The organism is Lentilactobacillus curieae, assembly GCF_000785105.2.
Classification (GTDB): Bacteria; Bacillota; Bacilli; order Lactobacillales; family Lactobacillaceae; genus Lentilactobacillus; species Lentilactobacillus curieae.
Genome location: NZ_CP018906.1, coordinates 110,367 through 134,979, shown reverse-complemented (window position 1 = coordinate 134,979; position 24,613 = coordinate 110,367). Strand labels below are relative to the sequence as shown.

Sequence of the window (24,613 nt, the reverse complement as noted above, 5' to 3'; positions counted from 1 at the left end):
AATTTTGGAAGAGATTTATTTAGATAATGCGGCCACAACCAGGTTGTCAGATGAAGTCTATGCCGAAATGATGGACAAGTATAAAAACGTTTACGGTAATGCATCAACGCTGTATGGGTTAGGCCGTGAGGCGAAGTCAGTAATGGAATCCGCTAGAGAAACAATTGCTAAAAGTATCAATGCCGATGCAGAAGAAATTGTGTTTACTAGTGGTGGTTCTGAAAGTGACAATACTGCAATTATGCAAACCGCAAATTCCCGTAAGGAATTAGGTAAGCACATTATCACAACAGCAATTGAGCATGAAGCTGTATTGCAGCCAATGAAGGCTCTAGAAAAACAAGGATTTAAAGTTACTTACTTACCTGTTGATGAAAATGGCAACATCTCCATGGCCGATTTCAAAGCTGCCTTGACTGATGATACAATTTTGGTCTCAATTATGATGGGAAATAATGAGGTTGGTTCCGTAATGCCAATTCACGAAATTGGTGAATTGTTAAAAGACCACCAAGCTTGGTTCCACACAGATGCAGTGCAGGCATATGGTTTATTGGATATTGATGTTGAGCGCGATTATATTGATCTGTTATCAACTTCAGCCCATAAAATCAATGGACCTAAGATGATTGGCTTTCTCTACAAGCGAACGGGAATTAACTTCCCTAGCTTTGTTAAGGGTGGCCAACAAGAGGACAAGCGGCGCGCAGGTACTGAAAACGTACCAGCAATTGCGGGTTTTGCAAAGGCCGTCGAAACAATTACTGCTGAAGAAAAAGCTAATCGGCAAAAGAAGTACTTTGAATTTAAGCAATATGTAGTCGAACAACTTAAGGATAAAGGAATTGAGTTTGAGATAAATGGTGAGATTAAACCTGATAACTTAAACCACGTTCTAAATATTTGGCTTAAGGGTGTTTCTACTTACGTGATGCAAACCAACCTTGATCTAGCGGGAATTGCAGTTTCTGGTGGGTCGGCATGTACAGCGGGGAGTATTGAACCTTCACATGTTTTAGTGGCAATGTATGGTGAAGATAGTCCCCGGATCGGCGAGTCAATCAGAATTAGTTTTGGTCGTTATACAACTAAGGATGACTTAACAAAGCTGGTAGAGGCAATCGCCAACACAATTAGCAGACTTGAAAAAAGGGGAGTGAAGAACTAATGGCATTTGCAAATGCAGTGAAGGTAACTGGTGACTCAGTAACTTACGAAATTGCCAGCACCATCAAAAAGTTCACACTTAAGGATGTGGGCTTCGTTGAAACAAAGAACGGAAACTACTCATTGGAGCGGTCTCTTGATCCCACATCGCCTTACAATGCTTCATACAAGCTAAAGGTTATGATTGATAAAGACCTTAGTGGGTTTAAAATGTCAGTCACCACTGGTAATGGTTTAGCCAAGGTTAATATTTTTAAAACTGACGACACTAAACCGGTAGTTGAGCAGTTTAAATTTGTAATGCAAAATTTAGTTGATCGTGGTGTATTTAAAGTTAGTCAAGATTAATTAAAAATGTTTTAGTATAGGGTAATCGCGTGGTGTCAGTATTTAACAGCATGGATTGCTCTTTTTTCTTATTCTTTTTTGCCTAATTTCCCGGAACCTGTTGACAGTTGGGTGATTTCAAATTAGAATCATATTAAAAATCAATTAGATTTTATTATTTTTATTGGAGGTACAGTTTATGGCAAAAGCACAACCAGCATCAGAAATCGATTGGGAAAACTTAGGCTTTAACTACATGGATTTACCATATCGTTTCTTGGCACATTATCAAGATGGCAAGTGGGACGATGGTGAATTATCTGAAGATAGTACATTACATATTAGTGAAGGTTCAACCGCATTACATTATGGTCAAGCTGACTTTGAAGGATTGAAAGCATACAGAACTAAAGATGGTTCAATTCAATTATTTAGACCAGACCAAAATGCTAAGCGAATGCATAATAGTTGTGAACGGTTATTAATGCCTCCGTTCCCAGAAGACAAGTTTGTAGACGCAGTTAAATCAGTTGTTAAGGCTAACGCTGATTACGTTCCTCCTTATGGAACTGGTGGTACATTATACCTTCGTCCATTAATGATTGGTGTCGGTGGTAACATTGGTGTTCATCCAGCTACTGAGTACATTTTTACCATTTTTGCAATGCCAGTTGGTGCTTACTATAAGGGTGGAATGACTCCAACTAAGTACGTAACATCTGACTACGATCGTGCCGCTCATCACGGTACTGGTCAAGCAAAAGTTGGTGGTAACTACGCCGCCAGTTTACTTCCTGGTGACCAAGCTCATAAAGATGGTTACTCAGACGTAATCTACCTTGATCCAGTTAACCACCAGACCCTTGAGGAAGTTGGTTCGGCTAACTTCTTCGGTATCACCAAGGACGATGAATTCATCACTCCTAAATCACCATCGATCTTACCATCAATCACTAAGTTCTCATTACTTTGGTTGGCAGAAAATCGTCTTGGTTTAAAGGCGACCCAAGGTGTAGTTGACATTGATGACCTTGATAAATTCAAAGAAGCTGGTGCTTGTGGTACCGCTGCGGTTATTTCACCAATTGGAAGTCTTACTCATAACGGTAAGAAGCACGTATTCTACAGTGAAACAGAAGTTGGTCCATTGACTAAGAAACTGTATGATGAATTAACTGGAATTCAATTTGGTGACGTAGAAGCACCAGAAGGTTGGATTCAAAAAGTTGAGGTTTAATGTTTAATGAACTTAGTTAAACGCGATGGTCACACTCACACTGAGTTTTGTCCTCATGGTAGTGGCGACGATGTCGAAAAAATGATTATCAAAGCGATTAATTTAGGATTTACTGACTATTCGGTGACGGAGCACGCACCATTACCGCTGGAATTAAAGGATCACTATCGGGGCTCTGACAGCGGTATTGATGAAGCATCAATGCGAATTCAGGATGTAGAGCCGTACATTAAGAAAATCCAGTTTCTTAAACAAAAATATCGTGATCAAATTAATATCAAACTGGGATTTGAGATTGATTATTTTGCCGACTTTGAAACCTATACAGAGGACTTTATAAATGAATATGCAGATGTAATTGAAGACAGTATCTTATCGGTCCATTTCCTAAAGGGAAAGGGCAATAAGTACTGGTGTGTAGATAATGAACTTGAAGAATTTGCTGAGGGATTATTCAACTACTATGGCGATTCTCAGAAACTATATCGACAATATTTCCTAACGGTTCAAGATTCGGTGAACTTCTTGGCCACGCACGGATATGTTAGTCGAATTGGCCACATGACGCTGATTAAAAAGTTTCAGGATTACTATTCGTTAACCAATGATTATTCAAATTCAAACCAGAAGTTAATTATTGAAGTTCTCAAAGCCGTCAAGAACTCTGGATTGGAATTAGATTTGAATACAGCTGGATTGTACAAACAATATTGCAACGATTTATACCCAGACGGATGGATTCGACAAAGGGCTAAAAAGCTAGCAATTCCAATGGTTTTCGGTAGTGATTCTCACGGAATCGTGGATGTGGGTCGGGCACACAGTTTAGCAGAATTTGAATTATCTCAGTTGACAAATTAATATCCAGTGATATTATTCTTAACAACATTAAAATTATATTAATAAAAAAGGTTATGAGTAGAATAGTAGTTTTGCTTTTGGATCACAGAAAGTCGCCGGGAGATGAGATGGCACACCAGAAGTTTAACGAAACACATCTACGAACCAATTAGCTGAAGTGTCTAGTAGGCTAATTCGCATGTTTAGCGTTATCAGGGTTACTGCAACTGTTCTCCGAAAGGACGACTAGTTGTTAGCAACGTAAGGTCAACTATCGTGAGGTAGCTGACAAATTGAGGTGGAACCGCGATTAACTCGTCCTCGAAGACTATGACAGTCTTCGGGGACTTTTTTTATTTTAATGAGGTGATATGGAATGGATAATTTAAGTTTGCCAGTTGGTACAAAAGATCAGTTTGGCGCAGAAGCACAATTACAAGATTATGTAACATCACAGTTAAGCGACTTATTTAATCATCGCGGTTACGAAAAATTAAAGACCCCAGTCGTTGAGTTTGCTAGCGTATTTGAGCCATTACAAGCAGACAATTATCGTCCATATCAAATGTTAGACGATCGTGGTCGGACTTTAGTTCTCAGACCTGATTTAACGTTACCGGTTGCTAGGGTCATGAGTGCAACTGGAATCGAGCCACCAGTCAAGTGGTATTACACGGGAGATGTGTTTAGGTTAAAAAAAGAGCTGTCAGGTAGTTACAACCAGGAAACCCAAGCAGGGGTTGAAATAATCGGTTATCCAGATTTTAAAGCTGAGCTTGAGTGCTTGATGATTGCCTTGAAAGGATGCCAAGCCTTAAACATTAGCGGTGTCACCGTTCAGTTAGGGGATGCCAAATTTATTGACTCACTACTAACTAAGTTGCCACTAACTGATCCAAGTAAACAGGAGTTACGATCAGCATTGTTTGAAAAGAATCTAAGCAAGTATGACAAGTTGATTGAGACAATGGTCGATTCAAAGTTCAGCCAGTTTCTTAAGGAATGGCCATGGATGTTTGGAACTTTTTCAGAAGTAATGACTAAGCTGGAAAGCTTTGTATCCATTCCGGAAATTGATGAAATGCTGCAGAGATTTAGGGTAGCTGCAGATTTTATCTCTGATAATTTTCCGAACGTAGAGATTACTTTAGATTTAAGTATGAAGTCGCCACAAAATTACTATACTGGTCTGATATTTCAAGGATTCTCGAATAGCTCTAGCGAGTACCTATTCAGTGGTGGTAGATATGATGACTTACTAAAAAACTTTCAACAAAATCAAATTTCAGCGGTGGGTCTGGCATTTAATGTTGATGGGCTTAGCCGCCATTTACTTGATAAGAAGACAGTGGCTAAACGGTTACTATTTTTCAATTCTGATCAGTGGCAGGAGGCCGAAAAACTAGTTTTAGAAAATCAGGATTTGACGATGTGCCTTGCCACAGATATCGAAGAGGCTAGACGAATCGCAGTTAGCAAAGGCGTAGAGTTGGTTGACATTTCCCAAGGAGGTAAGCCTAATGAGTAAGCTAAAAATCGCTTTAACTAAAGGAAGAACCGAACAACAGGTTGTTCCACTACTAGAAAAAAGTGGGATCGATTGCTCAGGTCTACGAGACAAACAACGGCGGTTGATATTTGACGAAGATGAAAATTTTGAAATTATTTTAGTTAAGGGTCAAGATGTGCTGACCTATCTAAATAATGGGACAGTCCAAATTGGCATCGTTGGTTCAGACATCTTGGAAGAACAAGGAAACTATCAGTACCAGATGTTGGACCTGAATGTTGGAAGGTGTCGGTTCGTTCTAGCCTCTGGGAAAAACTTCGATCCTAGTGCCTCAAAACGGAAAATAATTGCTACCAAGTATCCAAACATTACGAGAAACTATTTCAAACGAATTGGCGAGGACGTCGAAATTATTAGAATTGAAGGGTCAGTAGAACTGGCGCCAATTACGGGGTTAGCAGATGCCATTGTTGACATTGTAGAAACTGGAACGACATTAAAAGAAAACAACCTACAGATATACGCGAAATTACAACCAGTAAATACTAGGGTCGTCGTTAACCGCCTAGGATTGAGACAACAAAAAAAGCAAATCTACAACTTTATTAATCAACTTCAGCAAGCAAACGAAAAATTTTCGGAGGTAGTCAAATGAGATCAGCAACTATTAATCGTGAGACAGCGGAAACGCAAATTACTTTATCTTTGAATTTAGATGACTACTCAACAATAGAAATTGATACTGGGATTGGCTTTTTTGATCACATGTTATCTGCCTTTGCCAAGCACGGTCGTTTCGGACTGGTGGTAAAAGCAAATGGTGATCTCAATGTTGACCCACATCACACTACTGAAGATGTGGGAATTGCGCTGGGATTGGCATTAAAAGAGGCACTCGGTGATAAGCAAGGAATTGAGCGGTTTGGTTCAGCTTTGATTCCTTTGGACGAGACTTTAAGCAGAGTGGTCATTGATTTGTCTGGAAGAAGCTATTTAGTTTTCAATGCTGAATTAAATAACCCCAAATTGGGGGATTACGATACGGAAGTTACTGAAGACTTTTTTCAGTCATTAGCATTTAATGCCGAAATGAATTTGCATGCCGAAGTATTGTACGGAAGAAATACTCACCACAAGATTGAAACACTGTTTAAGGCATTAGGAAGAGCGTTGCGCCAAGCCGTTGAACTTAATCCAGATATTAAGGGAGTTCCGTCAACTAAGGGAGTGATTTGATGATTGCAATTATTGATTATGATACCGGGAATACCAAAAGTGTTAGTAAAGCATTGACCTACTTAGGGATGGAAAATGAAATTACCGCTGACGCTGATAAAATCATTTCTGCGGACGGTGTGATTCTTCCCGGAGTTGGGGCATTTAAAATTGCAATGGCTGAAATCAAGCGCCGAAACTTGATTGACCCAATCAACCAGGCAGTAGCAAATCACACTCCGCTTTTAGGAATTTGTTTGGGGATGCAACTATTGTTTGAGACTGGGTATGAATTTGGTGTTACCAAGGGTTTGGGCCTAATTCCTGGGAATGTGGTTCCCATTCCCCAACAGCCGGGTTTTAAAATTCCACATGTTGGGTGGGATGACAATCGACTAGTTAAACCAGATCCGATTGGGGCTGAATTTGAAAACCAATTTACCTACTTTGTTCATTCTTACTATGTAGACACACCGGCTGAAAACATTGTGGCAATCAACGATTACGGTAAAGTGCAGATTCCAAGTGTCGTTAGGCAAGAAAACGTGATTGGAATCCAGTTTCACCCAGAAAAAAGTAGTCGCGTTGGCCTGAATGGGTTAGCAAAATTCAAGGAGGTAGTTGATAATGCAAGTAATTCCAGCAATTGATTTAATTGACCAGCAAAGTGTGCGTTTGTATCAGGGAGACTTTGCTAAACAAACGGTAATCGATGCCTCGCCCGTCAACCAGGCTAACCAAATTGCGGCAGCCGGATTTGAACGAATTCACATCGTCGACCTAGATGGTGCCAAAACTGGCAAGCCCGTCAACCGTGCTGTCATTGAAGAAATTTGTCGGACTACCCCATTAAAAGTTGAAGTAGGTGGCGGGATTCGTTCCCTGAGTCAAATCAATTCCTACCTTACTAGTGGGGTTGATCGCGTAATATTAGGATCCGTTGCCCTTAGCAATCCCGAATTAGTTGAGCAAGCGATCACTCAATTTGGCACTGACCAAATTGTTGTTGGAATTGATGGTAAAAACGGGGAAGTCAGCGTGTCAGGCTGGACAGAACAGTCCAATATGAAAATGGTTGACCTACTAAACTCAATGGTGGGGATCGGGGTTAACCAATTTATCGTCACTGATATTGCTAGGGACGGAACTTTAGCTGGTCCTAATTATGAATTATTTAGCCAATTACAAATTCAATTTCCAAACGTCACAATCATTGCATCAGGCGGAGTTAGTAGTCTTTTAGACATTAAAAAATTAGGCGAGTCGCAAATTCAGTCAGTAATCGTCGGCAAGGCGATGGCAACTGGAAAAATTTCTTTATCCGAACTAGCGGAGGTGAATCAAAATGTTAGCTAAGCGAATTATTCCGTGTTTGGATGTCGATCACGGCAGGGTAAAGAAAGGAGTCAACTTCGTCAACCTTAGAGACGTTGGTGATCCGGTTGAAATTGCTGCAACGTATGAGCAACAAGGAGCAGACGAGTTAGTGTTTTTAGATATCACCGCCACGACTGAAGGAAGAAATGCAATCGTCGAAACCATATCTGAAGTTGCTTCTAAGGTATTCATGCCACTGACTGTTGGTGGTGGAGTACACAGTATTTCTGACATGCAGGCGTTACTAGCAGCAGGTGCTGATAAGGTTGCGGTCAACTCCGCAGCAGTTGCCAACCCACAAATCATCAGTGATGGAGCAGCAAAGTTTGGTTCTCAGTGTGTAGTGGTTGCGATTGACACTAAATGGAGTGAAGTTGAACAAAAATTCAAGGTTTACGTTGCAGGTGGTCATAAACCAACTGAGCTCGATGCAATCGAGTGGGCAAAACAGGTCGAACAGCTTGGTGCAGGGGAATTACTAGTTACCAGTATGGATAAGGATGGTACCAAGTCGGGATTTGACCTTAAGCTTTACCAGGCAATAACGGCAGCAGTTTCCATTCCGGTGATTGCCTCCGGGGGTTGCGGTAAGGCAACGGACTTTAATGATTTGTTTGAAGCAACTAACGTAGATGCTGGTTTAGCAGCCTCGGTTTTTCATTTTGGTGAATTTACGATAGACGACGTCAAGAATAGCTTGAAACGAGACGGGGTGACAGTCAGATGAAACCAGACTTTGAAAAATATTCAGATGGCTTGGTCCCAACGATTGTCGTTGATACCAACACCAAGCAAGTTTTAATGATGGCATATGTGAACCAAGAAAGCTTTAACCGCTGTCTAGAGACTAAGCAAACTTGGTTTTGGTCGCGGAGCCGTCAGGAGTTGTGGCACAAAGGTGCAACCAGCGGTAATGTTCAAACAATTGTCAGTATGGTTTTGGATTGTGATCAAGATGCCTTGTTGCTTGAGGTGGTTCCCGCTGGTCCGGCTTGCCATACGGGGGCAGTTAGCTGTTTCTTTAACGAAGTGCCAATGAATGAAAGCGAGGAATAAAATATGGAAGCTCAACAAACTGTGGAAGAATTATACGATTTGATATTACAAAGAAAGCAGAATCCGGTGGCAGGTTCATACACTGATTACCTATTTACAAAGGGACTGGATAAAATCTTGAAAAAAATCGGTGAAGAATCTACTGAGGTAGTTGTCGCCGCTAAAAATGAATCTGATCCTGATTTTATTCTTGAGGTTGCCGATTTAACCTATCACGTTTTAGTTCTATTGGTGCAAAGAGGAATCGGTCTCGACCAAATCAAAGAAGAACTCGCAAGTCGTGAGGGCAAGATGAGCAAAACTGCTGATCGTAAGCCAATCGATAAATTATAAAATGGAGGTTGCCCATGAAAAAGGTATTGCAATCATTAAGACCCTACACACCAGAAAAACCACTTTCCGAATTGAAGTCAGAATTAGGCGTTAGCAGCTTGGTTAGACTATCAGCTAATGAAAATGTCTATGGTACGTCTCCTAAGGTGAGTGAAGCTTTGTTAAACTGGGCCGCCGCTGGAGCAAGTCAGTATCCGGACAGCAATGCAAGCAAATTACGGGCGGCTGTTGCTAAACAATTTAATCTCAATCAATCTTCTTTAGTTTTTGGCAATGGGTTGGACGAAATTATTCAGTTGATTTGTCGGGTGATTTTAGAGCCTGATGATGAGGTATTAATTCCAACACCAACTTTTTCGGAATATCAGTTACATAGTTCGATCGAAGGCGCACAAATTGTTCCGGTTGAATTGACGGCCGACTTGGATATTAGCCTTGAAAAACTAAAAGCAGCGGTAACTGAAAAAACTAAACTGATTTGGCTATGTAATCCTAATAATCCAACTGGTAGTGTTCTGAGCCGGCAACAGATTTTGAAATTTGCTAGTGGGTTGCCGACTACCACATTGTTGGTCGTTGACGAGGCCTATATCGACTTTACGGATACCAATGAAACTTTGATCAATGATGTTGAAGAAAATGAAAATTTAATTGTGTTGCGGACCCTTTCCAAAGCATACGGTCTTGCCAATTTTCGGGTTGGCTTTGCGGTCTGCCCAAATTCATTGGTTTCTGTATTTCAAACTGTTAGGTTACCTTATAATCTGAGTACTGCAGCTGAAGTGGCGGCTGTGGCTGCTTTAGCTGACCAGTCGTTTTTATCAGCTGGAGTTCAGAAGATTAAGGAAAGTCGCCAGCAGTTAATGAAGTTTTTTACGGGGTTAAAAATTCAGTTTGTTCCTTCGCAAACTAACTTTATTTTTTTAAAAGTGGAAGATGAAAATGGTTTAGCCGATGAGTTAGCAAAGAGTGGGTATTTAGTCAGAACTGGGCTCTTGCCTGGTTGGCTGAGGATTACAATCGGGAAACCTGATGATAACCTAGCCATCGAGAAAATTGTCCAAACATTTATATCTGGAAAATAACTTACTTAAAGTGTGGAAATTCGTTTCAAATTGAGTTATTATAACTCTTACTGGAAATTACGACCTTCAACTCGTGGATTCTCCAGAATCTAATTGAAATGATGGTGGTTTTAATGCAAGACAACAGTCAAACTCGTGTCGTTGTTGGAATGAGTGGGGGAGTTGACTCTTCAGTAGTCGCTTACCAACTTAAACAACAAGGTTACGATGTGATTGGCGTTTTCATGAAGAACTGGGACGATACTGATGAGAATGGTGTCTGTACGGCTACGGAAGATTACAAAGATGTAGCTAAGGTTGCCAACGAAATCGGTATCCCATACTACTCTGTTAACTTTGAAAAGGAGTACTGGGACCGTGTGTTCACGTACTTTTTGGATGAGTACAAAAAGGGTAGAACCCCAGATCCAGACGTTGTATGTAATAAGGAAATTAAGTTTAAGGCGTTCTTAGATTATGCACTTGAACTCGGTGCCGATTACATCGCGACTGGACATTATGCACAGTTGACTCGAGACGAAGATGGCCACAATCATCTACTCCGTTCTACGGATATGAATAAGGACCAAACTTATTTCTTGAGTCAACTGTCAGCTGACCAACTGGACAGAGTAATGTTTCCAATCGGGAATATGACTAAGCCTGAGGTTAGAAAAATTGCTAAGGAAGCTGGATTGGCTACGGCCACTAAAAAGGATTCCGTTGGAATTTGTTTTATTGGTGAGAAGAACTTCAAAGAGTTCTTGGGTCACTACCTACCAGCAACTCCAGGTAAAATGATGACCGTTGATGGTGAAGTAAAGGGCCAGCACGCTGGTTTAATGTACTACACTATCGGTCAGAGAAAAGGCCTTGGAATTGGTGGGGATGGTGTTGACAACCAACCTTGGTTTGTTATCGGTAAGGATTTGAAGAAGAACATTCTATATGTAGGCAAGGGTTATGAGAATGACTTACTTTACGCCGACTATTTGGATGCTTCAGATATTCACTGGGTAAACACACTTGACCGCGGTCAAGACTTCCATTGCACAGCTAAGTTCCGTTACCGGCAAAAGGATCAGGGCGTTACCGTTCACATTAGTGACGATGGTAAGACTGTTCGAGTTGACTTTGACGAGCCAGTTCGGGCAATTACCCCTGGTCAGGCAGTAGTATTTTATGATGGTGAAGAGTGCTTAGGCTCTGCGATTATCGATGCTGCTTACAAGAACGAGATGGAGCTTCAGTACGTTTAATAATTGACTTGAATTGGATTCCAGCAAAATGCTGGAATCTTTTTTATTTGTGTTATATCCAGCCAGTTGCTTACGATTACTTTGAAAAACTTATCAAGTCCTGTCATAATAGTTGATAGATAATTTTGGAGGCAGAGGTTTGACTAGACTATACTTTGTCCGTCACGGTAAGACGGAATGGAACTTAGAAAGCAGGTATCAAGGTGCCGGTGGCGATTCACCGTTACTTGAACAAAGCTATGAAGAAATGAAGGAGCTGGCTGACCATTTTTATAATGTTAGTTTTGCACACATTTTTGCGAGCCCAATTAAGCGGGCAAGGATAACTGCCGAAACCATTGCTGAGCATTTAAAGACACAACCACAAATCACGTTGCTTTCGCGACTTGCTGAGTTCAATCTTGGTAAAATGGAAGGAATGAAGTTTGCGGACGTTGAAAAGCAATTTCCCGAAGAATTCATTAATTTTAGAACTCAACCCGATCGGTATGATCCAAGCCGGATTGGTGGGGAATCTTACCAAGATGTAATCGACAGAATGACTCCTGCCATTATGGATATTGTTCGAGAGTATCCAAATGAAAATGTAATGATCGTTAGTCACGGGGCTGCCCTGAACGCCGAAATGAATCACTTATTAGGGGCTAGCTTACCTAACTTAAAAAAACGTGGTGGACTGGCAAATACCAGTACTACAATAATTGATACCAAAAATAATGGTCAGTCATTTGAACTTATTGACTGGAACGACACAGATTACTTAAATCGCAAGATCGATAAAACTGATATTGTGTAGGTGAATACAATGGAAAATGACTCACAAAAAATTAATGACTTACAAAAAAAGAATCAAGAAAATCAACGTAACTACATGAAGAAACGTGAACAAGAAGAGGCTAAGGCTAAGCAACTAGTTCACAGTTTAGTAGTTAAGATTGATCAGAACCCTGATGACTACCAAAACTATTACGAGTTGGCAACGGTTTTGGTTGAAGGTAAGGACTATGAACAGGCGGAAGAGTTGCTGATGAAGGCTCTTGGACTTTTTGAAAAGTCACCACAATCAGTGGTTGATTTGTTGAAGTATGGCTTGGGAAACGTTTATTATGCTGCCGAAGAATACGACAAGGCAATTGGTATTTTTCAAAACATTGAAGATAGTGAGCTAAAGACCAAGGCTTACATCATGTTGGCGCAAAGCTACATGGCTAAAGGTGACAATAAGCGGGCAATGGCGTTCGCTTTATCTGCTCAAGGTGAGGCTAAGGATGATCCAACGGTTAATAAGATGATTGGTGACAACTTACTTTCACTTGGTAGCTTTAATCAGGCTGGTGAGTTCTATGACTTGGTTTTGAAAGCAAGTCCTGAAGATGGCCCTGCTAACTTTGATCGGGGAATCGTCGCTTTGGTTAATGGCGACAACTACCAAGATTATTTTGAAAAAGCAAAGCAGTTTGACCCAGATTATTATGAAAAGGGGCAACAAAAGCTACAAGACATCGAGAAGTTTTTGCAACTTAACAAGAAATCAGATAACCAAAATAACGACGATTAGTGGAGTAGGAGAAATCAATTGGCTGAATCATTAGATCTATTTGATAATCCAAATGAAGAAAAGTTTGTTGACGGGCAATTAAAGGCCGTCTTTTTTGCTAGTGAGGATAGTTTTTATAAGGTGGTATTAATTCAGGTTACCAACACCAACGTTTCCCTTCCTGATGATGAGGTCGTTGTGACTGGAAATTTCGGTGACTTACTTGAAGATAATGCCTACCATTTTACTGGTAGAGTAGTTAACCACCCTAAATATGGTCAGCAGTTTCAAGCAGATAACTACTCCAATTTGGCAAAAACAACGCGTGGAGGGGTTATTAAATACCTATCTGGTGACAAATTTCCTGGAGTTGGTGAAAAGACCGCTGAAAAGATTGTGGATATTTTGGGCACCGATGCTCTGAATAAGATTGACCGAGATCCAAGTGTTCTGGACAAAGTCGGGTTAAAGGCCAAACTTAAAAAAGTGATTGCTGAAAATTTGGAATTAGGTGATAATCTTGAAAATATTATCATTGGCTTAAATAGTTACGGCTTTTCAAATCAGTTAAGTTCTGTGATTTATGAGAAATATCACGGGGATGCACTTTCAATTATTTCTGAAAACCCATATAAGTTAGTGACTGACATTCCGTCGATTGGGTTCAAAAAAGCAGACGCAATCGCTTTGCAAAATGGGTTTCAAATCGATTCTCCACAGCGAATCGCTACTGGGTTAATGTATTCAATCGATCAGCTCTGTGTCAAAAATGGTGATACTTACACCACTACTGGGCCGGTATTACAAGAAACGACACGGTTGCTAGAGTCTGGCGGTCAAGGCCAGATTGGCGCTGATAAAATTGCTAATGGCCTGATTGAACTTGCGAAAAGCAACCAAGTAATTGGTGAAAATGACAAGATTTTTCCGGCCAATTTGTATCGAGCCGAGTTTCAAATTGCTGAGCACCTTAATCGAATTGTTGAAAATAATGATGAGGTTTCATTTACGGATGCCCAAATCGAGAAGCAACTTAGAAAAGTTGAAAGAAAGTACCAGATTGATTATGATCAGTCACAAATCAATGCAATCACAGATGCAATTAAGTCTCCAGTTTTCTTATTAACAGGGGGACCAGGTACTGGAAAAACCACAATTATTAACGGAATTGTGAACACCTTTTGTGAGCTAAATGATTATTCGATGGATATTAATCAGTACAAGGATAAGCCGTTTCCAGTGATTTTAGCGGCACCTACCGGTCGAGCTGCTAAACATATGACTGATAGCACTGGATTGCCTGCCAGCACCATTCATAGGTTACTTGGATTGAATCGCTCAGACAGCGAAAATGCGTCTGCAACTAAAGATATTGATGGCGAACTGTTGATTATAGACGAGATGTCGATGGTTGATACATTCTTATTTAAGATGTTAGTTAGTGTAATTCCAAATCACATGAAGGTCGTATTGGTAGGGGATCAAGATCAACTGCCATCTGTCGGCCCTGGCCAAGTGTTCCATGATTTGTTGAGTTCGCAGTCGGTACCGTACATGAAGTTAGATACGATTTATCGGCAAGATGCCCATTCATCAATCATTGCACTGGCTCACGAAATTCATCAAGGACAGTTACCTACTGACTTTACTAATAATCAGAGTGACCGGTCATTTATTCCCTGTGGTGAGAATCAAATTGCTTCGGTTGTTCAACAGGTCACTGAGCGCGCGAAGAATAAGGGATTTGGCAAAATGGATGTTCAGGTTCTCGCACCGATGTATCGCGGTAGGGCAGGCATCGATAAGTTGAACGACACTATTCAAGATGTATGGCAAAGTCCAAATGCGAATAAGTCGGTGACCATTCGGCAGCATACTTACAGAATTGGTGATAAGGTTTTGCAGCTGGAGAACAATCCAGAAAAGAATGTTTTCAATGGTGACATTGGGATAATCGTTTCGATGAAACAGAATAAAGATGAGGATTCACCATCACAAATTACGATTGATTACGATGAAGTTGAAGTTACTTATCAAAAGAATGAGTGGTTACAATTTACGCTAGCTTACTGTACTTCAATCCATAAAGCGCAGGGTAGCGAATTTAAGATGGTAATTTTGCCGCTGGTTCGTCAGTTCAGCAGAATGTTGCAAAGAAATTTGTTATATACAGCTGTCACTAGAGCAAGTGACTTTTTGATCATGGTGGGTGAACAATCTGCCTACCAACAGTGTGTTAGCACGGTGTCTGCGAACCGGAAAACATGTTTAGTCGAACGACTACGGTCGGTAATTTCTGGCAATGAGGCACCGACTGAGGAAAAAGTTGACACTGAAATAATTAGCGCAAATAGCACTGAGATCGCTACCGACACAGAAAATGAAGAGCAAGAGCCTCAAAATGACGGAATTTTAACTATGAAAATGATTCAAGAAAACGTAGTTGATCCAATGATTGGCATGCAAAAAATAAAACCAACCGATTTTATTGAGGCCAAATAAAGATTTCAAGACTCAAAATTTATTAATTTTTATGTTATGATTTTTATAAACAACAACCCCTGGAGGCAATCATGACGGACGATAATACTCGACCAAATATTAAATTATTTTCCCTTAACTCAAACCGTGAGCTAGCTGAAAAAATTAGCAAGGCAGTTGGTGTGCCATTGGGCAAAGCCACTACCAAAAAGTTCAGTGACGACGAAATCAAAATCAGTGTTGATGAGAGTATTCGTGGAACTGAAGTGTACGTAATTCAATCAATTTCTGATCCAGTTAACACCAATTTGATGGAGTTGCTGATTATGGTTGATGCCCTAAGGCGTGCTTCGGCAGGTTCAATCAACGTGGTAATTCCGTACTACGGCTATTCACGTGCTGATCGGAAGGCACGTTCTCGTGAACCAATTACCGCAAAATTATTATCCTCATTCTTGGAAATGGACGGCGTTGACAGGGTGGTTACCCTTGATCTACACGCTGACCAAATTCAAGGATTCTTTGACATTCCCGTAGACCACTTACGTGCTGCTAGGTTGCTTGCAAAATTCTTTGAAAGCAAACACGGTAAGGATGATTTAGTAATTATTTCACCTGACCATGCAAGTGTGTCACGGGCAAGAACATTCGCTGAGTTACTCGATGCGCCAATTGCAATCATTGATAACCGCTCACCGGAAGACGCAAATACGATTCCAGAGTCTGTAATTGGTGACGTTGAAGGAAAACGGGCAGTTGTTGTCGATGACATGATTGATACTGCTATTAAGACACAGATTGCTTCAGAAACTTTGAAAAAGGCTGGAGCAAGTGAAGTGTATGCAGTAGCCACTCACGCAATCTTCTCAGGGGATGCTGTTAAACGGCTTGAAGAAGCACCAATTAAAAACGTTATCGTTACTGATTCAATTAAACTTAGTGATGAGCATAAGTTTGATAAATTAGAATTGGTATCTGTTGATAAGCTATTTGGGGAAGCAATCAACTTGATTCATAACCAACAATCAGTTGGTAAATTATTTGGTAGATAATCTTAACTTGAAAGGTGATATGTAATGTACATGTATAAAGCAAGTGAAGATCGGTATGACAAGATGGCGGTTAGAAGAGCAGGGGATTCTGGATTACAATTACCCGCCCTCTCGTTTGGAATGTGGCATAGTTTTGGGGATGACGCAAACTATGGCGATAGTGAAAAAGTAATGTTAGAGGCTTTTGACAAAGGAATCTTTAGCTTTGATTTAGCTTATAACTATGGACCAGGTTCAGGTGCGGCAGAAAGAATGTTTGGTGATGTGTATAAGGCAAACTTCAAACCTTACCGTGATGAATTGGTTATTACTACAAAAGCAGGATTCAACATGTGGCCAGGACCTTATGGTAACTTCTCATCAAGAAAGACGCTTATCAATGCTATTGATGGCAGTCTGGAACGAATGGGATTAGACTACGTGGATATTTACTACAGTCATAGGTTTGATCCAAACACTAACCTTGCTGAAACCGCAGATGCCTTAAATGACATCGTTAGGTCCGGTAAAGCTCTATACGTTGGAATTTCAAACTATGATGCAAAGCAAACTGCAGAAATTATCAAGTACTTTAAAGAATTACACACACCATTCGTGGTTAACCAAGCTTCGTATAATATGTTGAACCGTGAGGTTGAGGATGATGGCCTGCTTGATGTTCTCAAGGACAACAACAAGGCGTTAGTTTCATACGGACCTCTTGCTGAAGGATTATTGACTGACAAGTACCTGAATGGAATTCCAGATGACGTTAAACTTCACTGGAGTAATAACTTTGTTGTCGATAATGGTAAGGACGAATTAGTTTCTAAGCTTAACCAACTTAACGATTTAGCTAAGAACCGTAACCAAACTTTAGCCCAAATGAGCATTGCATGGTTACTTCATGACGATGTTGTTGCTAGCATTGTAACTGGTGCTTCAAAGGTTAACCATTTGATGGACAACTTGAAAGCATTAGATAATCTAGAATTTACCCAAGATGAGCTTGATCAAATTGACTCAATCTTGAAAAAATAGTTACTTTGAATAAAAGCATTAAATGGACTTACTCCGTTTAGTGCTTTTATTTGTTATAATCGAATTAATAAGAATGATTGGATGGATAAAAGCAATGACTAAAAAAGTGACAATTACTGATTTAGCAAAAATTGCGGGAGTGTCCGTAACTACCGTTTCCCAAATTTTGAACGGTAAAGATCAACGGTTTAGCCAAAAAACCATTGATAAAATCAATTCACTTCAACGCGAATTGGGATACGTCCCCGACTTTAATGCGCAAAGCTTAATTAGAAAATCTGGTAGAACAATTGGTGTGTTGGTGCCCAATATCAACAACCCATTTTTTAGTCGTTTCTTACGGGGAATCGAGGATGAGTCAATTAAACAGGATTATGTACCATTGATCTTCGGTTCAAACAATAATGAACAGATGGAATCTCGCTACCTGTTTGAATCTGTGCGCAGAGCGGCTGATGGGATGATTATTGCTTCAGCAGTGTCTGACTTGAGCTACATTGACAATGTGCTTAGCCAAAATCAGATTCCGTACATGTTAATTGATCAGGCCCCCGTCCATGAAGGTGACATGGTTGACGTTGATAATTACCATGGTGGCCAGCTACTAGCCGAATATTTGATAAAAAACGGGCATAAGCGTGTTTCAATTGTAACTGCAGTAAAACCTACCAGAAACATTCAGGATCGTTTACAAGGCTTTTTAGACACATATAAAGCAAACAATGTTTCGATTAACCAAGATCAGATTATTGAGGCTGAATTGACTAAGCTCGGCGGATATGGGGCTACTGAACAGGTGATTGCTAATAAACCAACTGCAGTCTTTGCCATCAATGATGAGATGGCATTTGGGTTGTATCGAGGTTTAGAAGAGTCTGGATTCTCCATTCCAGACGATATCTCAATTGTGGGCTATGATGATATTGATTTAAGTGAGTACTTCACACCTAAGCTAACAACTGTGCATCAACCTGCATTTGAAATGGGGACTAATGCTGCAAAACTGATCATTCAAAGAATTGAAAATGAGGGCATCGAAAATCAAAAGATTTCGTTGCCGGTGTCATTAGTTGAACGTGACAGCGTTAAGAAAATCAATTAATCGCGTTTAGCTTGTGAATGGGATGGGTTTTTGGTACCATTCTTTAGTGAAAGGTTTTATCCAATTTTAAAACGTTAAATAAGGGGTAACTAACAATGACAAATAAAGTGGTTGTTTTAGGAAGTTTAAATGTTGATACAACTCTGCATATCGCACAGATGCCAAAACCAGGGGAAACAATCAGTGCGCAGTCTAAGACAAATTCAGCTGGTGGTAAGGGAGCTAATCAAGCAGTTGCTGCTGTTCGTTCGGGTGCCGATACCAGTTTTATTGGTCAGGTTGGTGATGATGAATTAGGTGGTTTCATGGTTGATGCTTTAAATGGCAATGGAATCAATACCGAAAAGATTAGTAAAATCTCTGAAGAGGGAACTGGATCTGCAGTTATCCTATTAGACGAAGCTGGCCAAAACTGTATTATGGTCTATGGTGGAGCTAACCAAGCAATCAAACCAGCAATGGCAGACGAATGTGAAGATTTAATTGCAAGTGCAGATATTTTGATATCTCAATTTGAGACACCTCAAGATGTTACTCTTCGGGCTTTTGAAATTGCTAAGAAACATGGAGTTACTACGATTTTGAACCCAGCTCCTGCCACTGAAATAATTGATGGTCTATTAGCAGTTACAGATTTGATTGTTCCAAACGAAACTGAGAGCGCTACTTTGACTGGGATCACTGTTGACGACACGGAATCGATGGATAATAATGCTGCCAAGTTCTCCGAAATGGGAATTGATAATTTGATAATTACTGTGGGTGATCGTGGAGCATACTATCATACTAAGAATGATAGTGGGTTTGTAAAGGCATTTAAGGTTAAGGCGGTTGACACGACTGCGGCAGGTGATACATTTATAGGTGCATTTAGCTCCCAAGTGAAAAAAGATTTATCTAACGTTGAGGAGGCACTTGTCTACGCACAAAAAGCATCATCAATTACCGTTCAAAGAGCTGGTGCATTGCCTTCAATCCCTACCAGTAAAGAGATTGCGGCTGAATACAAATAATTAATCAAAAATGTTTTCAGAAAAGATTGATTTGTCTATTTTTATCTGGTAATATGCAATTCGTTGGTAAAACAGAAATTTAAATTAACATAATGGAGTTTAGGTGTTATATTCGATTTGCGGATATTTTAATCACTTAAAGGGGTTTTAGCTATGAGTAATAAGTTAGAAATTCTTGAAGAGTTTAAACAGGCAGAAACAAAGTTAAATCAATTAAAGAGCAAGGAAGCAAACACTGCAGCAAGTCGAACAGACGACACTATAGTGATCCAACCTAAATTTGGCGATGAAATGCATGAATTAAACGCTAAGTGTGCTCAGTTGAGCATGGTTATTGAAGCGATGAATGCTTCTGAGGATTAATCTCAATAAAAAAACCGGATTCACAACAACTAGTTGTGAATCCGGTTTTTCTTTTTAAAAATATTCAGTTTGCAATGCCATTGCAACAATCCACTTAATTTGGGTTCTCCCTTTAAGTGCGTTAAGCCATTCGTGTGGAAATGACACTGGCGCGTAAAGCATGGAACTAAGCATTGAGGTAATTGAAGCGATGGTATCAGAGTCGTTTCCCATGTTAACTGCTTTTTTAACTGCAGAATTGTATTTTTCAGAATTCATAAGGCACCAAAAAACGGAGTCTAGAGTATCGATCACATAACCAGAACTACGAACTTCTCCGTTTTCAGTGCGGTAATGGTTGGGATCATCGAATTTTTCGAAAAGTCTGATTTCACCTGCAAAGCTAGGAATATTCCGATAATACTCCAGAACTTCTCTGATTGCTCTAAGCATGGCGTATTTGTTTGGATTTAGGATAATGGTTGCGGTGACGTTTGCCATGATTGCAGAGGCAATTAGGGCTCGTGGATGACGGTGGGTAATTGAAGTGTATTGTTCACACAAGTTGGCAGTCACACTATTGAATTTGTATGGAGTATTTTGAGACAGCATATAAAAGGCTAATGGCATCATTCTCATCAAGGCACCATTACCGTTATCAGACTCTTTGTTACCTCCACATTTCGTGGGTTCAGTTCCATGTTTAAATCGGAGGATTGCGGCTTGCGTTGTGCGACCAATATCGAATGCTCTTCCAAAGGGAGTGTATTGACCGAAGTCATACCACTGCGCGAATCTCATCATCATGTCGTGCATATTAAATCCAAAACTGAGACTAGACAAAGCAGCTAATGTTAATGAAGTATCGTCTGACCATGTTCCCTTGGGAAGGTCAAAGAATCCATGACCAATCATCTGGTCAAGGGGTTTATTAAGTAGTTCTGCACGGTCTTTGAACTGTACGGGCACTCCTAAAGCGTCACCGATTGCGACGGCAGTTGTTGCCTGTAGAAGTAAGTAGCTGGTTGAATACATGAGAAAAACCTCGGTGTCATTAGATTAATTCAATCACTTGATCCAAAAGGGGTAACTTGAAGTACTGAAACTTACATCAAACTCCTGTCTTGGTGTTTCTTCGCCATCAATTTGGCTAAATCTTTTCTCTCTAGTTACTATTGTAAAGTGTTTTTGTGAAAAATGATTAACGAATTTAAGATTTAAATGTTTTTTTACCAGCAAATGACAAATAAATGATGTTATTTGTTTCCAAGAAGGTTTTTCTATTAGCACTAAATCAAGATTATTGGCGTGAGCGGAAGCAGTGGGAACAATGTTAACTCCCCCGCCAAAATAGGGGATATTAGTTGTGGTTATCAAAAATCCATTATTGAAGTGGTGTCTTTCAAAATCAGTAATCACTGTGGTTGGTACGGGCTTAAATGTCCTAATTACATGCAAGGCTGCCAGGATGTAACTGAATTTTCCAAAGATTTTGCTGTGCTTAACTTGAGAATGATTAGCATCGTGAACGATTGTTGCGTCTAAACCAATCCCAAAATTATTAATAAAGTAACCATGTGTGCCACGTAGATTCTCCTGATATTCACCGACCACGAGAGATTGGGGGCTGGAAACTCGTAGAATCTGATCCAAAGCAACAGACCAGTTGTCGGAAATTTTCATTGCTCTAGCAAAGTCATTTCCAGACCCGACAGGGAGAAACGTGATTGGAACCTGGTGTTCACTTGGATGGGAGGCGTAGTACTGTTTGCAGCCATTAAGAATTTCGTGAAGCGTTCCATCACCACCAACAGCAACAATAACTGATTCTTTGCTCGAATCGGCAGCTAAGATTTTTTTTGCGATACGAACGGCGTCTCCTTTAAAATTAGTTTTGAAGTCTGAGTGTGTGACGTTTAGTTGGTTCAATCGTTGATCAATTTTCGGCCAAAGTTTAGCTACATTCCCACCAGCTGCAGCTTCATTAACGACGAAATAAAACTTTTCCGCCATAGTAGTGCCCCCTAGTTTTAATTTTATGTATTAAAATAGCTTGAACCTTTTTCAGGTTCAAGCCACTTACACGATTATTTTTTTTCACTAATGATTAGCATTGGTAAAATCATTGGGTGACGTTCGGTTTTTTCGTACAAGAACTCTTGTAGTTCATCGATTACCATGTTACGAATCGTTGATTCAGTGACTTTCTTTGAACGCATTGCCTTCCGAATTGTCTTAAATACGAGACGACGACCTTCATCAAGTAGTTCACCAGATTCACGCATGTAAACAAATCCACGCGATAAGATATCTGGACCTGATTGGATCTCTTGGTTTTTAAGATTAATAGTTGAAACTACCACTACAATTCCTTCTTCAGAAAGTAATTGACGGTCTCTCAGTACGATATTTCCAATATCACCAATTCCGCTACCATCGATGTAAACATCGCCAGCTTGGAAGTGTCCAGCAAACCTAGCATTTTCCTTTGAAAGGGCTAAGACATCACCGTTTTGCATGATGAAACTGTGGTCTAAAGGCACACCACATTCTTCAGCAAGTTCGGTATGGATTTTAAGCATTCTGTATTCCCCATGGATTGGCATGAAGAATTTAGGCTTCATTAATCGCAACATCAATTTTTGTTCTTCTTGACCACCGTGTCCAGAAGTATGAATGTTATTTACCTTACCATGAATGACGTTTGCACCAGCTTCTTCAAGCTTGTTGATAACGCTATTAACACTGGTGGTGTTACCAGGAATTGGGTTACTTGAGAAAATAACTGTATCTCCTGGTTGAATTGAAATTTGTCTGTGAGTTCCGTTAGCAATTCTTGATAAGGCGGCCATTGGTTCACCTTGTGATCCAGTACATAGAATCATTGTTTTGTTTGCAGGAAGTGATTGCAATTCGTTGGCGTCAACAAAGGCTTCATCTGGAATTTCCAAATATCCTAACTCGCGACCGTTTACGATAGCTGCTTCCATGCTTCGACCGAACACAGCAATTTTACGGCCGTGTGCAAGGGCGTTGTCACATGCCGTTTTAATTCTTGAGATGTTTGATGCGAAAGTTGCGAAAATAATCCGATCTTCAATTTGGTCGAAAATATGAGCAACTGAATTAGCGACCCATTTTTCAGACTTTGTCCAAACTGGCCGTTCGGCATTCGTACTATCAGACATTAAACAAAGAACGCCTTCTTCACCTAACTTAGCCATTGCTTGAAGGTTAGGTGCTTGCTTAGTTACTGGAGTCAAGTCGAACTTAAAGTCACCAGTTTCAACAATCACACCAACAGGAGTGTGAACCGCAATTCCCAAAGTATCTGGAATTGAGTGGGTTGTTCTGAAGAAAGAAACGCTTGTCTTTCTGAATTTAAGAACAGTATCTTCACCAATTTCGTGTAATTCGGCACTATTTAATAGGCCATGCTCATCAAGCTTATTCTTGATGAGAGCCATGGCTAATGGCCCAGCATAAATTGGAACATTAAGTGCTTTTAATAGGTAAGGCACTCCACCAATGTGGTCTTCGTGACCATGAGTAATTACTAAAGCTTTAATCTTATCCTTATTATCTACGATATATTGATAGTCCGGAATAACGTAATCGACCCCTAAAAGTTCATCCTCCGGAAATTTAATTCCGGCATCAATTAGGATTATTTCGTCTTGAAATTGAACTCCGTAAGTATTCTTACCAATTTCACCTAAACCACCAACGCCGTAAATAGCAGCTTCGTTATTTTTGACGTTTAGTTTTTTCATTATTTATCGAACTCCGTTAGTTTAAAATCTGGGTTTTCTTGTTCGTATTCAAGGTGCTTACCAGTTAAAGGTTCGATAAATTCGATGTTGTAATTGGTATTATCTTGAACTAGTTGACGAGCTGTTACTTCAGTATCAGCTTCTAGGTACAAGCTTTGAGTGTTCTCTCTGCTTGGGTTTTCGTTCTCCTGAGGTTGGTACAATACTTTAAAAATCATTGAAAAAACTCCTTTAAATTTATTCTGTTTTTTTAAGAAATCAGTGATCTCTTTTCGCACAGGTGGTTGCTTTTAAACACAACTAATATTTGTAGTTTACCATAACTGTAAAAATAAGTATATAAACCCAACTGATAGTAGCTTTGTCCTGAAACAAGCTGTCTTTAAGTGGTAAAATTAGGCTAAGAAACTGAGGTGAATGAAATGGTGCTTTTCTTTCAAGTGATCATTGGATTGATACTTGCACTGATCGTATACAATTTGATTCATTACTTGTTTGTATCTAGGCCAACTCGAAAACGACTCAAAATGGGGCAAAAGGTTGTTGATCAAGCGGTAAATGGTGTTCTACCGGAGCTAGTAACAAAGGTAGATATTCTACCCATCAGGTCCCAAGAGATTGCCAAAGTTTGGGGTCGCGGGGTAATGGCGTTTGAATATGAAATTGCTAAAGACAAAACTAATTTATCAGCGGATGAATTTCGCCAGCAATTAACTACGAGCCTTGATGAGTATGGCAAGCATCATCATTTTGAGTCAAGTGCTGTGAAGAATGACCAATCTGTGTTTCGGTTAACCGATGTTTGGGAGTTGGAGGATAAGCTTCATTTTGATGTCGCATTTATGGTTAACCAGACAACAATTGAATATGTAGAAGATTTAGATCGTTTAACATAAAAAAATCTCCCG

27 protein-coding genes and 1 other annotated feature are annotated in these 24,613 nt (G+C 40.0%); of the genes, 23 read left to right on the top strand and 4 right to left on the bottom strand.

The window, feature by feature from the left end; translation table 11 throughout:
- Window positions 1-4 precede the first annotated feature (4 nt).
- The 22 genes from PL11_RS00750 to PL11_RS00650 all read left to right on the top strand — a co-directional run bounded on the left by PL11_RS00750 (window position 5) and on the right by PL11_RS00650 (window position 19,953).
- Entirely contained in the window at window positions 5-1,168 is a 1,164-nt protein-coding gene (locus tag PL11_RS00750) for a cysteine desulfurase family protein (RefSeq protein ID WP_035168560.1), read from the top strand.
- Entirely contained in the window at window positions 1,168-1,515 is a 348-nt protein-coding gene (locus tag PL11_RS00745; RefSeq protein WP_035168557.1) for a DUF1831 domain-containing protein, read from the top strand. Before PL11_RS00750 ends, PL11_RS00745 begins: the two co-directional genes overlap by 1 nt.
- 178 nt (window positions 1,516-1,693) lie before the next feature.
- Complete coding sequence (locus PL11_RS00740) at window positions 1,694-2,731, top strand: branched-chain amino acid aminotransferase (RefSeq protein WP_035168554.1); 1,038 nt, start codon at window positions 1,694-1,696, stop codon at window positions 2,729-2,731.
- Window positions 2,732-2,737: 6 nt separating this feature from the next.
- Window positions 2,738-3,592, top strand: coding sequence for a histidinol-phosphatase HisJ (gene hisJ / locus PL11_RS00735; RefSeq protein WP_035168552.1), 855 nt, complete (start codon window positions 2,738-2,740; stop codon window positions 3,590-3,592).
- A 44-nt stretch (window positions 3,593-3,636) separates the two neighbouring features.
- Window positions 3,637-3,897, top strand: a binding site (T-box leader).
- A gap of 50 nt (window positions 3,898-3,947) precedes the next feature.
- Window positions 3,948-5,099: an ATP phosphoribosyltransferase regulatory subunit gene (locus tag PL11_RS00730; protein ID WP_035168550.1), complete on the top strand. Its 1,152-nt coding sequence runs from the start codon at window positions 3,948-3,950 to the stop codon at window positions 5,097-5,099.
- Window positions 5,092-5,736 carry an ATP phosphoribosyltransferase gene (gene hisG / locus PL11_RS00725; RefSeq protein WP_035168548.1) on the top strand — a complete coding sequence of 215 codons (645 nt, stop codon included), beginning with the start codon at window positions 5,092-5,094 and terminating at the stop codon, window positions 5,734-5,736. Before PL11_RS00730 ends, hisG begins: the two co-directional genes overlap by 8 nt.
- Window positions 5,733-6,317, top strand: a complete 585-nt coding sequence (gene hisB / locus PL11_RS00720; RefSeq protein WP_035168547.1) for an imidazoleglycerol-phosphate dehydratase HisB — start codon at window positions 5,733-5,735, stop codon at window positions 6,315-6,317. Before hisG ends, hisB begins: the two co-directional genes overlap by 4 nt.
- Complete coding sequence (gene hisH / locus PL11_RS00715) at window positions 6,317-6,946, top strand: imidazole glycerol phosphate synthase subunit HisH (RefSeq protein ID WP_035168546.1); 630 nt, start codon at window positions 6,317-6,319, stop codon at window positions 6,944-6,946. Before hisB ends, hisH begins: the two co-directional genes overlap by 1 nt.
- Window positions 6,924-7,652, top strand: coding sequence for a 1-(5-phosphoribosyl)-5-[(5-phosphoribosylamino)methylideneamino]imidazole-4-carboxamide isomerase (gene hisA, locus PL11_RS00710; RefSeq protein WP_035168544.1), 729 nt, complete (start codon window positions 6,924-6,926; stop codon window positions 7,650-7,652). The genes hisH and hisA overlap by 23 nt, the downstream gene beginning before the upstream one ends.
- The gene (gene hisF, locus PL11_RS00705; protein ID WP_035168543.1) at window positions 7,642-8,400 is read left to right on the top strand and encodes an imidazole glycerol phosphate synthase subunit HisF; all 759 of its coding nucleotides are present in this window, start codon (window positions 7,642-7,644) and stop codon (window positions 8,398-8,400) included. The genes hisA and hisF overlap by 11 nt, the downstream gene beginning before the upstream one ends.
- A complete protein-coding gene (hisI, locus tag PL11_RS10210) occupies window positions 8,397-8,729 on the top strand; it encodes a phosphoribosyl-AMP cyclohydrolase (protein WP_035168542.1) in 333 nt (110 codons plus the stop codon). Before hisF ends, hisI begins: the two co-directional genes overlap by 4 nt.
- 3 nt (window positions 8,730-8,732) lie before the next feature.
- Entirely contained in the window at window positions 8,733-9,062 is a 330-nt protein-coding gene (hisE, locus tag PL11_RS10205; RefSeq protein WP_035168541.1) for a phosphoribosyl-ATP diphosphatase, read from the top strand.
- Window positions 9,063-9,076: 14 nt separating this feature from the next.
- Window positions 9,077-10,147: a histidinol-phosphate transaminase gene (hisC, locus tag PL11_RS00695; protein WP_035168540.1), complete on the top strand. Its 1,071-nt coding sequence runs from the start codon at window positions 9,077-9,079 to the stop codon at window positions 10,145-10,147.
- 101 nt (window positions 10,148-10,248) lie between these two features.
- Entirely contained in the window at window positions 10,249-11,385 is a 1,137-nt protein-coding gene (gene mnmA, locus PL11_RS00690) for a tRNA 2-thiouridine(34) synthase MnmA (protein WP_152638980.1), read from the top strand.
- Between the two features lie 139 nt (window positions 11,386-11,524).
- Window positions 11,525-12,181 carry a histidine phosphatase family protein gene (locus tag PL11_RS00685; RefSeq protein ID WP_035168537.1) on the top strand — a complete coding sequence of 219 codons (657 nt, stop codon included), beginning with the start codon at window positions 11,525-11,527 and terminating at the stop codon, window positions 12,179-12,181.
- A gap of 9 nt (window positions 12,182-12,190) precedes the next feature.
- Window positions 12,191-12,943 (top strand): tetratricopeptide repeat protein, encoded by a 753-nt coding sequence (locus PL11_RS00680; RefSeq protein WP_035168536.1) that lies wholly within the window; start codon window positions 12,191-12,193, stop codon window positions 12,941-12,943.
- A gap of 18 nt (window positions 12,944-12,961) precedes the next feature.
- Complete coding sequence (recD2, locus tag PL11_RS00675) at window positions 12,962-15,424, top strand: SF1B family DNA helicase RecD2 (protein WP_035168534.1); 2,463 nt, start codon at window positions 12,962-12,964, stop codon at window positions 15,422-15,424.
- Window positions 15,425-15,495: 71 nt separating this feature from the next.
- A complete protein-coding gene (locus tag PL11_RS00670) occupies window positions 15,496-16,455 on the top strand; it encodes a ribose-phosphate diphosphokinase (protein ID WP_035168532.1) in 960 nt (319 codons plus the stop codon).
- 30 nt (window positions 16,456-16,485) lie between these two features.
- The gene (locus PL11_RS00665) at window positions 16,486-17,475 is read left to right on the top strand and encodes an aldo/keto reductase (protein ID WP_035168624.1); all 990 of its coding nucleotides are present in this window, start codon (window positions 16,486-16,488) and stop codon (window positions 17,473-17,475) included.
- Between the two features lie 94 nt (window positions 17,476-17,569).
- Window positions 17,570-18,577 carry a ribose utilization transcriptional repressor RbsR gene (gene rbsR / locus PL11_RS00660; RefSeq protein ID WP_035168530.1) on the top strand — a complete coding sequence of 336 codons (1,008 nt, stop codon included), beginning with the start codon at window positions 17,570-17,572 and terminating at the stop codon, window positions 18,575-18,577.
- A 95-nt stretch (window positions 18,578-18,672) separates the two neighbouring features.
- Window positions 18,673-19,590, top strand: a complete 918-nt coding sequence (gene rbsK, locus PL11_RS00655) for a ribokinase (protein WP_035168528.1) — start codon at window positions 18,673-18,675, stop codon at window positions 19,588-19,590.
- Between the two features lie 153 nt (window positions 19,591-19,743).
- Window positions 19,744-19,953 carry a hypothetical protein gene (locus PL11_RS00650; protein WP_035168526.1) on the top strand — a complete coding sequence of 70 codons (210 nt, stop codon included), beginning with the start codon at window positions 19,744-19,746 and terminating at the stop codon, window positions 19,951-19,953.
- Window positions 19,954-20,007: 54 nt separating this feature from the next.
- Here PL11_RS00650 and PL11_RS00645 read toward each other — a convergent pair whose 3' ends face one another.
- The 4 genes from PL11_RS00645 to PL11_RS00630 all read right to left on the bottom strand — a co-directional run bounded on the left by PL11_RS00645 (window position 20,008) and on the right by PL11_RS00630 (window position 23,923).
- Window positions 20,008-20,967, bottom strand: coding sequence for an ADP-ribosylglycohydrolase family protein (locus PL11_RS00645; RefSeq protein ID WP_035168524.1), 960 nt, complete (start codon window positions 20,965-20,967; stop codon window positions 20,008-20,010).
- Window positions 20,968-21,000: 33 nt separating this feature from the next.
- Window positions 21,001-21,945, bottom strand: coding sequence for a diacylglycerol/lipid kinase family protein (locus tag PL11_RS00640; RefSeq protein ID WP_035168523.1), 945 nt, complete (start codon window positions 21,943-21,945; stop codon window positions 21,001-21,003).
- A gap of 74 nt (window positions 21,946-22,019) precedes the next feature.
- Window positions 22,020-23,705: a ribonuclease J1 gene (gene rnjA / locus PL11_RS00635; protein WP_035168521.1), complete on the bottom strand. Its 1,686-nt coding sequence runs from the start codon at window positions 23,703-23,705 to the stop codon at window positions 22,020-22,022.
- Complete coding sequence (locus tag PL11_RS00630) at window positions 23,705-23,923, bottom strand: DNA-directed RNA polymerase subunit epsilon (protein WP_035168519.1); 219 nt, start codon at window positions 23,921-23,923, stop codon at window positions 23,705-23,707. Before PL11_RS00630 ends, rnjA begins: the two co-directional genes overlap by 1 nt.
- A 222-nt stretch (window positions 23,924-24,145) precedes the next feature.
- On the opposite strand from PL11_RS00630, the gene PL11_RS00625 reads away from it, so the two are divergent.
- Window positions 24,146-24,601: a hypothetical protein gene (locus PL11_RS00625; protein WP_237047499.1), complete on the top strand. Its 456-nt coding sequence runs from the start codon at window positions 24,146-24,148 to the stop codon at window positions 24,599-24,601.
- Window positions 24,602-24,613 lie beyond the last annotated feature (12 nt).

What these genes read in the sequence shown, in the direction of transcription:
- PL11_RS00745 (WP_035168557.1), top strand. Translation starts at nt 1,168, where the DNA reads ATGGCATTTGCAAATGCAGTGAAGGTAACTGGTGACTCAGTAACTTAC.
- PL11_RS00740 (WP_035168554.1), top strand. Translation starts at nt 1,694, where the DNA reads ATGGCAAAAGCACAACCAGCATCAGAAATCGATTGGGAAAACTTAGGC.
- hisJ (WP_035168552.1), top strand. Translation starts at nt 2,738, where the DNA reads ATGAACTTAGTTAAACGCGATGGTCACACTCACACTGAGTTTTGTCCT.
- PL11_RS00730 (WP_035168550.1), top strand. Translation starts at nt 3,948, where the DNA reads ATGGATAATTTAAGTTTGCCAGTTGGTACAAAAGATCAGTTTGGCGCA.
- hisG (WP_035168548.1), top strand. Translation starts at nt 5,092, where the DNA reads ATGAGTAAGCTAAAAATCGCTTTAACTAAAGGAAGAACCGAACAACAG.
- hisB (WP_035168547.1), top strand. Translation starts at nt 5,733, where the DNA reads ATGAGATCAGCAACTATTAATCGTGAGACAGCGGAAACGCAAATTACT.
- hisH (WP_035168546.1), top strand. Translation starts at nt 6,317, where the DNA reads ATGATTGCAATTATTGATTATGATACCGGGAATACCAAAAGTGTTAGT.
- hisA (WP_035168544.1), top strand. Translation starts at nt 6,924, where the DNA reads ATGCAAGTAATTCCAGCAATTGATTTAATTGACCAGCAAAGTGTGCGT.
- hisF (WP_035168543.1), top strand. Translation starts at nt 7,642, where the DNA reads ATGTTAGCTAAGCGAATTATTCCGTGTTTGGATGTCGATCACGGCAGG.
- hisI (WP_035168542.1), top strand. Translation starts at nt 8,397, where the DNA reads ATGAAACCAGACTTTGAAAAATATTCAGATGGCTTGGTCCCAACGATT.
- hisE (WP_035168541.1), top strand. Translation starts at nt 8,733, where the DNA reads ATGGAAGCTCAACAAACTGTGGAAGAATTATACGATTTGATATTACAA.
- hisC (WP_035168540.1), top strand. Translation starts at nt 9,077, where the DNA reads ATGAAAAAGGTATTGCAATCATTAAGACCCTACACACCAGAAAAACCA.
- mnmA (WP_152638980.1), top strand. Translation starts at nt 10,249, where the DNA reads ATGGTGGTTTTAATGCAAGACAACAGTCAAACTCGTGTCGTTGTTGGA.
- PL11_RS00680 (WP_035168536.1), top strand. Translation starts at nt 12,191, where the DNA reads ATGGAAAATGACTCACAAAAAATTAATGACTTACAAAAAAAGAATCAA.
- PL11_RS00670 (WP_035168532.1), top strand. Translation starts at nt 15,496, where the DNA reads ATGACGGACGATAATACTCGACCAAATATTAAATTATTTTCCCTTAAC.
- PL11_RS00665 (WP_035168624.1), top strand. Translation starts at nt 16,486, where the DNA reads ATGTATAAAGCAAGTGAAGATCGGTATGACAAGATGGCGGTTAGAAGA.
- rbsR (WP_035168530.1), top strand. Translation starts at nt 17,570, where the DNA reads ATGACTAAAAAAGTGACAATTACTGATTTAGCAAAAATTGCGGGAGTG.
- rbsK (WP_035168528.1), top strand. Translation starts at nt 18,673, where the DNA reads ATGACAAATAAAGTGGTTGTTTTAGGAAGTTTAAATGTTGATACAACT.
- PL11_RS00650 (WP_035168526.1), top strand. Translation starts at nt 19,744, where the DNA reads ATGAGTAATAAGTTAGAAATTCTTGAAGAGTTTAAACAGGCAGAAACA.
- PL11_RS00645 (WP_035168524.1), bottom strand. Translation starts at nt 20,967, where the DNA reads ATGTATTCAACCAGCTACTTACTTCTACAGGCAACAACTGCCGTCGCA.
- PL11_RS00640 (WP_035168523.1), bottom strand. Translation starts at nt 21,945, where the DNA reads ATGGCGGAAAAGTTTTATTTCGTCGTTAATGAAGCTGCAGCTGGTGGG.
- rnjA (WP_035168521.1), bottom strand. Translation starts at nt 23,705, where the DNA reads ATGAAAAAACTAAACGTCAAAAATAACGAAGCTGCTATTTACGGCGTT.
- PL11_RS00630 (WP_035168519.1), bottom strand. Translation starts at nt 23,923, where the DNA reads ATGATTTTTAAAGTATTGTACCAACCTCAGGAGAACGAAAACCCAAGC.